14 protein-coding genes are annotated in these 12721 nt (G+C 65.3%); 5 read left to right on the top strand and 9 right to left on the bottom strand.

The annotated features are described in order from the left end of the window. Window positions 1-15 precede the first annotated feature (15 nt). From aroG to BI347_RS00255, 6 genes are all read right to left on the bottom strand, one after another. Complete coding sequence (aroG, locus tag BI347_RS00280; RefSeq protein ID WP_071111769.1) at window positions 16-1080, bottom strand: 3-deoxy-7-phosphoheptulonate synthase AroG; 1065 nt, start codon at window positions 1078-1080, stop codon at window positions 16-18. A gap of 143 nt (window positions 1081-1223) precedes the next feature. After that, window positions 1224-1634 carry an RNA polymerase-binding protein DksA gene (dksA, locus tag BI347_RS00275; protein WP_021478430.1) on the bottom strand — a complete coding sequence of 137 codons (411 nt, stop codon included), beginning with the start codon at window positions 1632-1634 and terminating at the stop codon, window positions 1224-1226. Window positions 1635-1916: 282 nt separating this feature from the next. Next, window positions 1917-2222, bottom strand: coding sequence for a c-type cytochrome (locus tag BI347_RS00270; RefSeq protein ID WP_071111770.1), 306 nt, complete (start codon window positions 2220-2222; stop codon window positions 1917-1919). A 78-nt stretch (window positions 2223-2300) separates the two neighbouring features. Next, entirely contained in the window at window positions 2301-2885 is a 585-nt protein-coding gene (locus BI347_RS00265) for a YggT family protein (protein WP_071111771.1), read from the bottom strand. A 9-nt stretch (window positions 2886-2894) separates the two neighbouring features. Further along, window positions 2895-3695 carry a pyrroline-5-carboxylate reductase gene (proC, locus tag BI347_RS00260; protein WP_071111772.1) on the bottom strand — a complete coding sequence of 267 codons (801 nt, stop codon included), beginning with the start codon at window positions 3693-3695 and terminating at the stop codon, window positions 2895-2897. Window positions 3696-3745: 50 nt separating this feature from the next. Then, entirely contained in the window at window positions 3746-4441 is a 696-nt protein-coding gene (locus BI347_RS00255) for a YggS family pyridoxal phosphate-dependent enzyme (RefSeq protein WP_071111773.1), read from the bottom strand. Window positions 4442-4575: 134 nt separating this feature from the next. Between BI347_RS00255 and BI347_RS00250 the strand changes: the two genes are divergently transcribed. The 5 genes from BI347_RS00250 (at window position 4576) to thpR (ending at window position 10741) form a co-directional block, all read left to right on the top strand. Continuing rightward, window positions 4576-5613, top strand: a complete 1038-nt coding sequence (locus tag BI347_RS00250) for a type IV pilus twitching motility protein PilT (RefSeq protein ID WP_071112070.1) — start codon at window positions 4576-4578, stop codon at window positions 5611-5613. A 95-nt stretch (window positions 5614-5708) separates the two neighbouring features. After that, window positions 5709-6845 carry a PilT/PilU family type 4a pilus ATPase gene (locus BI347_RS00245; protein ID WP_071111774.1) on the top strand — a complete coding sequence of 379 codons (1137 nt, stop codon included), beginning with the start codon at window positions 5709-5711 and terminating at the stop codon, window positions 6843-6845. Window positions 6846-6869: 24 nt separating this feature from the next. After that, entirely contained in the window at window positions 6870-8483 is a 1614-nt protein-coding gene (locus tag BI347_RS00240) for a response regulator (RefSeq protein ID WP_071111775.1), read from the top strand. Between the two features lie 114 nt (window positions 8484-8597). Then, window positions 8598-10211 (top strand): response regulator, encoded by a 1614-nt coding sequence (locus BI347_RS00235; RefSeq protein ID WP_071115058.1) that lies wholly within the window; start codon window positions 8598-8600, stop codon window positions 10209-10211. Window positions 10212-10219: 8 nt separating this feature from the next. After that, entirely contained in the window at window positions 10220-10741 is a 522-nt protein-coding gene (gene thpR, locus BI347_RS00230) for an RNA 2',3'-cyclic phosphodiesterase (RefSeq protein WP_071115057.1), read from the top strand. 9 nt (window positions 10742-10750) lie between these two features. Here thpR and moaE read toward each other — a convergent pair whose 3' ends face one another. The 3 genes from moaE to BI347_RS00215 form a co-directional block, all read right to left on the bottom strand. Then, window positions 10751-11233: a molybdopterin synthase catalytic subunit MoaE gene (gene moaE, locus BI347_RS00225; RefSeq protein WP_071111778.1), complete on the bottom strand. Its 483-nt coding sequence runs from the start codon at window positions 11231-11233 to the stop codon at window positions 10751-10753. Between the two features lies 1 nt (window position 11234). Beyond that, window positions 11235-11486 carry a molybdopterin converting factor subunit 1 gene (moaD, locus tag BI347_RS00220; protein ID WP_071111779.1) on the bottom strand — a complete coding sequence of 84 codons (252 nt, stop codon included), beginning with the start codon at window positions 11484-11486 and terminating at the stop codon, window positions 11235-11237. A gap of 111 nt (window positions 11487-11597) precedes the next feature. Then, window positions 11598-12473 carry a type 2 periplasmic-binding domain-containing protein gene (locus BI347_RS00215; RefSeq protein ID WP_071111780.1) on the bottom strand — a complete coding sequence of 292 codons (876 nt, stop codon included), beginning with the start codon at window positions 12471-12473 and terminating at the stop codon, window positions 11598-11600. Between the last annotated feature and the right edge of the window lie 248 nt (window positions 12474-12721).

Raw genomic sequence — 12721 nt, 5'->3', positions numbered from 1 at the left:
GGGAGAGGCGCGGGCTTATTCGGCGGCGCGGGCGCGGCGTGCCTTCACCGCCTCGGCCAACTGGGCCAGCAGCTTCTCGGTGTCGTCCCAGCCCAGGCAGCCGTCGGTGATGCTCTGGCCGTAGGTCAGCTCGCAGCCAGGCTTCTGGTCCTGCCGGCCTGCCACCAGGTGGCTTTCCACCATCACGCCGAAGATGCTTTGCTCGCCGGCGGCCAGCTGGCCGGCGACGTCGGCGCTCACTTCCATCTGGCGGCGATAGTCCTTGCGGCTGTTGGCGTGGCTGAAGTCCACCATCAGCTTGTGAGGCAGGCCGACCGCGGTCAGTTCCGCCGCCGCGGCGCGCACATGCTCGGCCGAGTAATTGGGTTCCTTGCCGCCGCGCAGGATCACGTGGCAGTCCGGGTTGCCGCCGGTGGAGACGATGGCGGAGTGGCCGGTTTTGGTCACCGACAGGAAATGGTGCGGCACGCTGGACGAACGGATGGCGTCCACCGCGATCTTCAGATTGCCGTCAGTGCCGTTCTTGAAGCCCACCGGGCAGGACAGGCCGGACGCCAGCTCGCGGTGCACTTGGCTCTCGGTGGTGCGCGCGCCGATGGCGCCCCAGCTGATCAGGTCGGCGAAGTACTGCGGCGTGATCATGTCGAGGAATTCGGTGGCGGCCGGCACGCCCATGCTGTTCAGCGTCAGCAGCAGGCGGCGGGCGATGCGCAGGCCGGTGTTGATGTCGTAGGACTCATTCAGGTGCGGGTCGTTGATCAAGCCCTTCCAGCCCACCGTGGTGCGCGGCTTCTCGAAATACACCCGCATCACCACCACCAGCTCGTCCGCCAACGCGGCGCGCAGCGGCGCCAGCTTCTGCGCGTATTCGATGGCGGCCTCGGTGTCGTGGATCGAACAGGGGCCGATCACCACCAGCAGGCGGTCGTCCTCGCCGCGCAACAGGGCCGAGATCTCGCGCCGGGTGTTGTAGATCAGCTCGGAAGCCGATTCGCTGATAGGCAGTTCGTACAGGTGGGCGATGGGCGGAAGGAGTTCCTTGATCTCGCGGATTCTGACGTCGTCGGTCTGGCGTTGCATGCTGGTGTCCCTTGGCTAACTCGTTTTCTGCATAGCAGCAAGATAACCGCATTTGTCGGCGGCCGACAACCTCGGCGCGCCCGGCCATGCAAAAAGCGCCACGGCCTGGCGGCGGTGGCGCTTGATGCAAAACGGCGCGATGTTCAGTCAGCGTACTGGCGCTTCATGCGCTCGCGGCGCTCCTGGGCCTCCACCGACAGCGTGGCGGTCGGACGGGCCATCAGACGCTTGAGGCCGATGGGTTCGCCGGTGTCCTCGCAGAAGCCGTAGGAGCCGTCGTCGATCTGGCGGATGGATGCCTGGATCTTCTGCAGTAGCTTGCGCTCGCGGTCGCGGGTGCGCAGTTCCAGCGCGTACTCTTCTTCCAGCGTGGCCCGGTCGGCGGGATCGGGGGTAGCTTCCTGTTCCTGCAAATGGTTGGCAGTGGCGTTGGCGTTTACCAGCAACTCCTGCTGCATTTGCAACAACCGGTCCTTGAAGAACTCAAGATGGTCGGCGTTCATGTAATCATCGCCTTCCCAGTTGAGGATATCCTGTTCGGTCAGTTTAGCCATGTTTGGTGCTTCCAGCATAGAGTTGGCAACAGGCGGAGAAGATTACCGGCGGGCCAATGTTTGCGCAACTGTCTTGAGCTTGAAATCCAAATAATCACCCACTGCCGCTAACATTCTATATAGCCCGGTTTGACACCGATAACAAGTCCACCCATTTGGGTAAAGGTAATGAGAATGCCGGTTTCGACCAGATATCCCGATACAAGTTCAAAGGCGGCAACGGCCGCCTTTGATGTTTGCAAGCCTAGTTGCTGGCTTGCCGCACACAGATAATACCCGTGTTTATTTCTGGCTGAGCACCCATTTCACCAGCGCCTTCAGGTCGGCGTCGGGAATATTGGGGTGCGGAGTCATCGGAATCGGCCCCCACACGCCGGAGCCGCCGTTTTTCACTTTGGCCATCAGCATCGCTTCGGCGCCCTTCTGGCCGGCGTATTTCTTGGCGACATCCTTGTAGGCCGGGCCTACGATCTTCTTGTCCACCGCATGACAGGCGGTACAGCTGTACTTTTGCGCCAACTGCAGATTGGCCATCGCCGGCATGGCGGCCATGCCCAGCAACAGGGCGGCAAGCAGGGTTTTTCTCATCGTAGTTCTCCTGATCGTTTCACGTAAGCGCCGGCCACGGCAGCCGGCGACTATCAAAAGTATGACAAATAACCTGCTTTACTGGATCACCACCTTGAGTTGCATCAAGAAGCTTGCTTCCAGCATCCGCACCGGCAGCATCATGATTACCTGGATGATCAGCAGCAGCACCAGCGGCGACAGGTCCACCCCGCCCACCACCGCGCGGCGGAACGGCCTGAGGAAGGGGTGGGTCAGGCTGTCCAGCACCGGTGCGATGGGATTGTAGGGATTGACCCAGCTGAGCACCGCCTGCACGATCACCGCGCCCATCAGCAGCGTCAGCGATTGCTTGAACACTTCCAGCACCGACAGCAGGAACAGCGCCACCCACACTTGCGGGAAAGTGAACACTTCCGGCAGCGAGCCCAGCAGCAGCATCAGGACGTTGGCCAGCAGGCACACCAGCCAAGCCAGCAGCATGGTGGCGGTGTCGTAATTGCGCACCGAGGGTACCAGCTTGCGCGCCGGCAGCACCAGGAAATTGGTGGCGGACATCACGAACTGGCACAAGGGATGCTTGAACGGCGCGCGCGCCACCTGTAGGTAGAAACGCAGCAGCAGCACCAGCACGAACAGGCCGGACAGGGTTTTGATCAGAAACTGCAAGGTATCGACAAACATGATCTTGGCTTACTCCTGGCTGAGTTGTTGACCCATTTCGACAGAGCGCTCGCGGCAGTCCATCGCGCCGGCGACGATGGCCGCCTTGACGCCTTCGGCCTCGAAGCGGGCGATGGCGCGTTCGGTGGTGCCGCCCTTGGACATCACGTTGCGCCGCAGCGTCGCCACCGGCAGCGGGCTCTGCCGCGCCAGCTCCACCGCGCCGTCGAAGGTGGCCAGCACCAGCTCGCGCGCCTGGCTCTCGCTGAAGCCGGCCTTGACGCCGGCTTCTATCATGCTCTCGATGAAGTAGAACACATAGGCCGGGCCGCTGCCGGAGACGCTGGTGATATCGTCTATGCCGGCTTCGTCGTCCAGCCAGACGGTGAGGCCGGCGGCGCGCATGATGGTCTCGGCGGCGGCACGGTCGGACGCCGGAACGGCGGCGGCGAACAGGCCTGACACGCCCTTGCCCACCATGGCCGGGGTATTCGGCATCACCCGCACGATGCGGCCGCTGCCCAGCCAGCGTGCCAGCGCGTCCAGACGGATGCCGGCGGCGATGGACACCACCAGCGCGCCGCCTAGCCGCGGCGCCAGCTCCAGGCACAATTCACGCAGTTGCTGCGGCTTGACCGCCAGCACCACTACATCATCCGCAGAGAAACGCTCCGGCAGCGCCTGGCCGCCGCTGCAGCCGAAGTCGGCCGCCAATTGGTCCAGCTTGTCCTGCTGGTGCTCCACCACATGGATGCGGTGGCCGCCCTGGCGGGCCAGCCCGCCGATGATGGCGCCGGCCATATTGCCGCCGCCGATGAAAGTGATCTGCATCTGCTTATCCCCTGGATGCTGCGGCTCCCGGCTGGGCCGGAAGCGGATTGTCAATGTTGGTAATCGCGCCGGCCGAAGATGGCCGAGCCCACCCGCACCAGCGTGGCGCCTTCGGCCACCGCCAGCTCCAGGTCGGCCGACATGCCCATCGACAGCGTGTCTAGCGCCAGGCCTTCGGCCCGCAACTGCTCCGCCAGCGCGCGCAAGGCGGCGAACTGCGCCGCCTGCCGCACCGGGTCGGGGCCCGGCTCGGGAATGCACATCAGGCCGCGCAGCCGGATGCCGGGCAGAACCACCGCCGCGCGCGCCAACGCCGCCGCGTCTTGCGGCGCGCAGCCGCTCTTGCTGGCCTCGCCGGAGACGTTGACCTGCACGCAGAGGTTGAGCGGCGGCATGTCGGCCGGCCGCTGCGCCGACAGCCGCTCGGCGGTTTTCAGCCGGTCTATCGAGTGCACCCAGTGCGCGCGTTCGGCGACGATGCGGGTTTTGTTGGACTGGAGCGGGCCGATGAAGTGCCATTCTATCGCCAGGTCGGAGAGCGCCCCGCTCTTCTGCTCCAGCTCCTGCACGTAGTTCTCGCCGAAGGCGCGCTGGCCGCAGGCATAGGCCTCGCGCAGGTCGGCGGCGGGAAAGGTCTTGCTCACCGCCAGCAGGGCGACTTCGTCTGGCGCGCGCCCGGCCCGGCGGCAGGCCTCGGCCAGCCGCGCGCCGACCTGCTGCAACCGGATGGAAAGGGTGTCTGTCATGTCGTCTGTATCCGTGAGCCGGCCGCCACGGGGGATATCCGACGGCCCGAGCAGCGCTTACAATGCACTGCAGGACCGGCCATGCCAGCAGGGCGTCGGCGGGCGGCGGCGATGTCATCATCGTGGAGAATTATATGGAAATTTCCGAGCTCCTGGCTTTTACCGTCAAGAACAAGGCTTCCGACCTGCACTTGTCGGCGGGCCTGCCGCCGATGATACGGGTGAACGGCGATATCCGCCGCATCAATCTGCCGCCGTTGGACCACCATGACGTGCACGACATGGTGTATGACATCATGAACGACTACCAGCGCAAGATCTTCGAAGATGTCTACGAGTGCGACTTTTCGTTCGAGCTGCCCGGCATCGCCCGCTTCCGCGTCAACGCCTTCGTGCAGAACCGCGGCATGGCCTCGGTGTTCCGGGTGATTCCCAGCAAGGTGCTGTCGCTGGAGCAATTGGCGGCGCCCAAGATCTTCCAGGATATCGCCGGCTACCCGCGCGGCCTGGTGCTGGTGACCGGTCCCACCGGTTCCGGCAAGTCCACCACGCTGGCGGCGATGATAGACTATGTCAACGAAAACGACTTCTCGCACATTCTTACTGTGGAAGATCCGATCGAATTCGTCCACGAAAGCAAGAAAAGCCTGGTCAACCAGCGCGAACTGGGCCTGCAGACCCAAAGCTTCGCCAACGCGCTGAAAAGCGCGCTGCGCGAAGACCCCGACGTGATCCTGGTGGGCGAGCTGCGCGATCTGGAAACCATACGGCTGGCGCTGACCGCGGCTGAAACCGGCCACCTGGTGTTCGGCACGCTGCACACCAGCAGCGCGGCCAAGACCATAGACCGCATCGTCGACGTGTTTCCGGCCGGCGAGAAGGAAATGGTGCGTTCGATGCTGTCGGAGTCGGTGCGGGCGGTGATTGCCCAGACCCTGCTGAAAACCAAGGACGGCCAGGGCCGGGTGGCGGCGCACGAGATCATGATAGGCACGCCGGCGATCCGCAACCTGATCCGCGAAAACAAGATCGCGCAGATCAACTCGATGATACAGACCGGGCAGCAGCACGGCATGCAAACCCTGGACCAGTGTCTGGCGGATCTGGTCCGGCGCAATATGGTCTCGCCGGGCGAAGCCCGCGCCAAGGCCAGCAACAAAGACTCGTTCTGAGCCGCGCTTTTGGCAGAAAGCCACGGCTACAATCGCCTGCTGCGCGCGGCGTTAGCAGGCTAGACTGGAAGCAGCCCACGCAGGATTAAGCCGCCATGGAAAAAGACCAGGCATCCAAATTCATTCATGATCTGCTGAAGCATGCCATCGGCAAGAATGCCTCCGACATTTTCATTTCCGCCGACTTTCCGCCGGCGATGAAGATAGACGGCAAGATCACCCCGGTGGCGCCGCAGCCGTTGTCCGCCCAGCAGAGCAAGGAACTGGTGCGCGCCATCATGAACGACCGCCAGACCGAGGAGTTCGAGGGCCGCAAGGAGGCCAATTTCGCGATCAATCCGCCCGGCGTCGGCCGTTTCCGCGTCAGCGCCTTCGTGCAGCAGGGCACCGTGGGCATGGTGCTGCGCAAGATCAACACCGACATCCCCAACTTCGACCAGCTCACCCTGCCGGAGGTGCTGAAGGACATCGCGCTGATCAAGCGCGGGCTGGTGATCTTCGTCGGCGGCACCGGCTCCGGCAAGTCCACCTCGCTGGCGGCGCTGGTGGACTGGCGCAACACGAACAACCAGGACCACATCATCACGGTCGAGGACCCGATCGAGTACGTGCACACCCACAAGAAGTCCATCGTCACCCAGCGCGAGATCGGCGTCGACACCGACAACTGGGAGGTGGCGCTGAAGAACACGCTGCGTCAGGCGCCGGACGTGATCATGATGGGCGAGATCCGCGACCGCGAAACCATGGCCTACGGCCTGCAGTTCGCCGAAACCGGCCACCTGTGCCTGGCCACGCTGCACGCCAACAACGCCAACCAGGCGCTGGACCGCATCCTCAACTTCTTTCCGGAGGAGCGCCACCAGCAGGTGCTGATGGATTTGTCGCTGAACATGCGCTCCATCATTTCGCAGCGGCTGGTGCCGCATAAATCGGGCCGCGGCCGGGTGGCGGCGGTGGAGATCCTGCTCAACAGCCCGCTGGTGTCTGACATGGTGTTCAAGGGCGAGATCGCTGGCCTGAAGGAAGTGATGTCGCGCTCGCGCGAGGCCGGCATGCAAACCTTCGACCAGTCGCTGTTCGAGCTGTTCGAGGCCGATCTGATCACTTACGAGGACGCGCTGCGCAACGCCGACTCCATCAACGACCTGCGCTTGAGAATCAAGCTCTACAGCGAAAGCGGCCGCAACCGCGACCCGCTGGAAGGCATCGACCACCTGGATATAGTCTGAACTGGCGCCACGCCATAGCCCATCATGCATTTTGACGCCAATACCACCGTACTCATCATCGAAGATTCCCACACCGTGCGCCAGGGTCTGCGCACCATGCTGTCCATGGCCGGAGTGACCCGCTCGGAGGCCGTCAGCAACGCCAGCGAGGCGCGCAACCGCCTGCGCGGCAAGCCGTACGACGTCGTGCTGTGCGACTACAATCTGGGCGAGGGCATGGACGGCCAGGAGCTGCTGGAGGCGATGCGCAAGAGCGGCAACCTGCCGCTGTCCACCATCTGGATCATGATCACCGGCGAGCGCCACTACGAAAGAGTGGTGGCCGCCGCCGAAATGGCGCCGGACGACTACATCCTCAAACCGTTCGCCTCGCAGCTGCTGCTGGACCGGATGAGCCTGGCCGGCCAGCGCAAGGCTTTCCTCGCGCCGGCGCACAAGCTGCTGTCCGCCGGCAAGGTGGAGCAGGCGATCCAGGTGCTGCAGCAACTGGCGCGCGAAACCTCCAACGCGCAATACCGGCTGGACGCGCAGCGGCTCGCCGCCGAGCTGCTGGTCAACGAAGGCCGCCAGGGCGAGGCGCTGTCGATCTACCAGGAGCTGCTGACCCAGCGGGTGATTCCCTGGGCCAAGATGGGGGTGGCGCGCATCGTCGCCGAGCAGGGCGAGAGCCAGGAGTCCAATGCGCTGCTGCGAGAGATCATCGCCGACGCGCCGCGCTATACCGACGCCTATGACCTGCTGGCGCAAAACCTGATCGACGAGGGCCAGTACCAGACCGCCGCCATCGTGCTGGAAAAGGCGGTGGCCATCTCGCCGCGCAACTTCAACCGGCTCAAGAGCTGCGGCACCGCGCTGTTGCGCTGCGGCGACGCCACCAAAGCGGCCGATTATCTGCAGCGGGCGGTGGAGGTGGGGCGCAACAACAATTTCTTCGGCCCCGACGTGCTGGTGGACCTGCTGCAGGCTTACAGCGAAAGCGGCCAGACCCAACATCTGGACCGGCTGCAGGCGGAAATCTCCAGCCGGATGGACGAGCTGCCCGGCGGCCAACTGACCATGGCGGTGTGCCGCGCGCTGACTGCGCTGGCGCAGAAGCGCCCCAGCGACGCGCTGGCCCAGCTGCAATCGGTGGCGGAGCACTTGCGCGCGCGGGAAACCGACTTCCCCAGCGCGCAGCGCTTCCTCGCCGCCGCGGTGCGGCTGACCGCCGAGCAAAGCAATGAGCTGCCGCAGCAGTGGGCGCACAGCATCGCGCTGCGTTTCGCCGACGGCCGCCATGAGCTGGGCACGCTGCTGGAGATCGCCCACAAGCACGAGGCCTGCCATGGCGCCATCGAAACCGCCTACGACATGCTGCAGACCGAAAGCAACAAGGCGGTGGAACTGGCCAGCACCGGCAAGCTGGAGGAGGCCGCCGCCATGCTCTACCTGTTGTCGCAGAATACGCTGAACGAACGCATCAGCATGAACGCCTGCGCGCTGCTGCTGCGCACTTGCGAAAGCCGCAGCAAGGCCGGCCAGCCGTATCCCGAGGAGGACCGCCAGGTGCTGAAGCTGATGCACTGGCTGCCGCAGGACAACGAGCGGGTGCGCGGTTTCATCCGCCGCCATCAGGCGCTGGATCCGGAATGCGAATGAGCGCGCCGCCGCGACGCGGCAGGCTAGACTGGTAACAACGCAGGCCGGGGTCGCCCGGCTGCCGCCATCCAACCCCGCCGCGGCCGCTGGCCGCCGGCCCCCGCGAGGCTGCCCATGGCTTTCAGCGCGAACACCACGGTATTGATCGTCGACGATGCGCTGACCATGGCGCAGGGCATCCGCGCCATCCTGGCGATGGCCGGGGTCACCCAGTCGGAAACCGCCAGCCACGCCGGCGAGGCGAGCAACCGGCTGCGCAGCAAGCGCTTCGACGTGGTGTTGTGCGACTACAATCTGGGCAAGGGCATGAATGGCCAGGAGCTGCTGGAGGCGATGCGCAAGAGCGGCACGCTGCCCTTGTCGACGCTGTGGGTGATGATCACCGGCGAGCGCAACTACACCCAGGTGGTGAGCGCCGCGGAAATGGTGCCCGACGACTACATCCTCAAGCCTTTCACCTCGCAGCAGCTGCTGGACCGTCTGGAACTGGCCGTCCAGCGCAAGGCCTTCCTCGCGCCGGCGCACAAGCTGCTGGACAAGGGCAAAACGGAGCAGGCGATCCAGGCGCTGCAGGAGCTGGCGCAGCAGGCCGACAACCGCCAGAGCCGGCTCGGCGCGCTGCGGCTGCGCGCCGAGCTGATGGTGCGCGAAGGCCAGTACGAGCAGGCGCTGCGGATTTATCAGGGGCTGCTGGAGCAGGACGAGATTCCCTGGGCCAAGATGGGCGTGGCGCGCATCTTGTCCGAGCAGGGCGACAGCCCCCAGTCCAACGCGCTGCTGGACGAGGTGATCGCCATCGCGCCGCGCTACACCGAAGCCTACGATCTGCTGGCGCAGAACATGATAGACGACGGCGCTTACCAGGAAGCCGCCGCGGTGCTGGAAAAGGCGGTGGGCATCTCGCCGCGCAATTTCACCCGCTTGCACAGTTACGGCAACGCGCTGCTGCGCAGCGGCGAGGCTGCCAAGGCGGTCGATCAGCTGCAGCGCGCGGTGGACATCGGCCGCCACAACAGCTTCTTCGGTCCGGAAGTGCTGGTCGACCTGATGCAGGCGCGCAGCGAAAGCGGCCAAATCCAGCAGATGGACCGGCTGCAGAACGAAATTTCCACCCAGCTGGGCAAGCGGGCCGGCGGGCAGCTGATGCTGGCGGTGTGCCGGGCGATGGCCGCGTTGGCGCAGCAGCGGCCGGAGCAGGCGTTGAGCCAGCTGGAGGAAGGAGCGGAATGGCTGCGCGCGGCGGAGACCGACTTCGACAGCGCCCTGCGCTTTCTGGCGGCGACGGCGCGGTTGCCGTCCGGTCACGGCGCGGAACAGGCGCCGCAATGGGCGCACACTATCGCGCTGCGTTTCGCCGACGGCCGCCACGAGCTCGGCAGCCTGCAGGAGGCCGCGCGCCAGCATCCGGCCTGCCTGCAGTCGATCAAGACCGCCTACGAGCAGTTGCAGGGCAAGAGCCAGGCGGCGCTGGAACAGGCCAATCAGGGACAGCTGGAGGCGGCGGCCGACATGCTGCACCGCGACGCGATGGCCACGCTCAACCAGCGGCTGGGCATGTATGGCTGCGCGATGCTGCTGCGCATCTGCGAAAACCGTCAGCAGGCGCAGCAAGACTATGCCGAGCCATTGCAGGCTTTGCGCCAGCTACTGCAATGGTTGCCGCACGACAACGAACGGGTGCACGGCTTCGTCAGGCGGCGGCAGGCGCTGTTGCGCCACCACGAATGAGGCCGGGCATGCGGGTCTTCTTCGCTTGCCTGCCGCCAGCCGACTGCCTGCCGCGGCTGGCGCAGTGGCAGGACGCCATGCATGTTCTGGCCGGCGGCCGCAAGCTGCCCTTGCCGCAGTTGCATCTGACCCTGGCTTTTCTGGGCGAGGTCGGCCCGCTGGCGCTGCAGCGCGCCGCCGACTGCGCCGAACAGGCGGCGGCCAGCCTGCCCGACAGCCTGCTGCTGGATAGCTGCGGCAGCTGGGACAGCGGCATAGGCTGGTGCGGACCCGCCAGGTCCGATGCTGCGCTGCAGGCCTGGGTGTACCGTTTGCGGCGGGCGTTGCGCCTCGAGGGACTGGCGGTGGAAAACCGGCCCTACCAGCCGCATCTGACCCTGTTGCGCAAGCTGCAGCAGGCATTGCCGCCGCAGCCGGTGCCGCCGTTGCGGCTGGAATTGCGCGAGGTGGCGCTGATCGCCTCCAGCCGGCGCGCCGACGGCGCAGGCCATCTCAGGCTGGATGGCTGGCGCCGCGCTCCCGGCAGTTGACGGACAGGTTCAGCGGGGCTTCGCGCCGGCATCGGCGTCCCAGCGCGCCGCCGCCTGCGCGTCGCCGGCGCGCGCTTCCACCCAGTGGCGGCTGCCGTCGGCCAGGATTTCGCATTTCCAGAATGGCGCGTGCTGCTTCAGGTAGTCCATCAGGAAGTTGGCGGCTTCGAAGGCGTCGCGGCGGTGACTGCTGGCCGCCACCACCAGCACGATGGGCTCGCCCAGAGCCAGGCGGCCGACGCGGTGGATCAGCGTCACCCCTTTCAGCGACCAGCGTTGGCGCGCCTCGCAGACGATGCCGGCCAGCGCCTTTTCCGTCATGCCCGGATAATGCTCGAGCTCCAGCGCCACCACGTCCTGGCGGTCGCCGTAATCGCGCACTAGGCCGGTGAAGCTGACCACCGCGCCGCAGGCTGGGTTGGCGGACCAGCGCCTGACCTCGGCGCCGACGTCGAAATCCTCGACCTGCACCCGGATATGATTGACCGCCATTTCAGCCTCCGGTCACCGGCGGGAATACCGCCACTTCGTCGCCATCGGCCAGCGGGGTGTCGCCGGTGGCCATGTCCTGGTTGACCGCCACCCGGAACGTCTGGCCGAGCGCCAGCGCGCGCGCCCACTCGCCGCCGCGCTGGCGCAATTCCGCCATCAGCTCGTCCACCGTGGCGGCCTCGCTGTCCAGCGTTTCCGCATCCAGGCCCAGCGCGTCGCGCAGCCGGGCGAAATACAGCATGTTCAATTGCATCGCATGACCCTCCCTGGGTTGCCGCTTCGGCCGCGGCTTTCATTCATCAGGCAGTGTAAGCAATCGGCGCCGGCCGGCCAATGCCGATGCGGTGGGAGCGGCTGGCGGCGCTCAGGGTTTGGGCGGATGGTCGCGCAGAGGGTCGAACCACATCGACTTGTCGCTCAGCGGCGCGCTGTCGGGCAGCAGCGGGTTGGAGAGGGGAATCAGGCGGCGTTCGCTCATCTTCGCCTGGCGCAGCACGTCGCGGTGGTATTTCCAGAAGATGGCGTCGAAGCTGCCGTCGGCGCGCATCCGCGCCAGTCCCAGCCGCAAGCGCTCCGCCAGCAATGGATTGTTGCGGTTGCAGAAGAAGTAGTAGGGCCAGGGGTAATAGAACAGCAGATGCTGCTCGACTTCGAGATTAGGATATTCGCTGTGGAAGCGCTGGTATTCGTCGAATATTTCCAGCACGCTGCGCGGAAACAGGTCGAAGCGGTGGTGGCTGAGCATGCCGAACAGCTTGTCGTAGCGGCCGGTGCTGACCTGGATGTCAGCGGCCTGGTAGACCTGGATGTCGCCCCAGCCCTTGCCCTGGCCCACCAGGAAACGGCCTAGGTCGGAGCGGCTCCGCACCTGGTCGAACTCCTCCTGGCGCTTGCCGTCTATCAGCGCGATGCGATAGCCGAGCAAGCCTTTGCGCAAATCCACCCGTACCGGCCGCAGATGCAGTTCCCGCTCGTCCGAGGTGGAGCTCCAGGCGACATTGATGGCATTGCCTTGCCGCAATTCCACCAAGGCGCGGTCCTCGTCCATCGGCCAGCCGCTGGCTTGCAGCGAGTAGGGGCCATAGCTGTCGACGGTCTTGTCCAGCGCGGTGCGCAGGATTTCCCGGATATCGTCGTAGCGGAGGTCGCTTGCGCTTTCGCCGGCGGGATAAACCACTCTCATGGCTTCGGCCGCGTGGCCGGCCTGAGCCAGGCAGAACAGTAATAGCCACTTCCACATCGCCGTGTCCCCTATCCCGCCATCCACTTAATTTAGCACAGCCGCTCCGGGCCGCCGGCTGGCCGCGCAAGCAGGTTTTGCAACAGCGATAGCGCTGGCTTCAAGATGGCCGCGGAATAAAAAAACCCGCCTTGGCGGCGGGTCGGGTAATCAGCATGGGTTTGGCTGGCCTGAACTGGCGGCTATTGCCGCGGTGGTCCGGCAAGCAAAATTGTCATGCAAACCCCTTTCCTGAAATGACAAATGAA

Source organism: Chromobacterium sphagni (assembly GCF_001855575.1).
Taxonomy (GTDB): Bacteria; Pseudomonadota; Gammaproteobacteria; order Burkholderiales; family Chromobacteriaceae; genus Chromobacterium; species Chromobacterium sphagni.
Note: the sequence above shows the minus strand (reverse complement) of the source record. Positions and strands in the feature narration are given on the sequence as shown.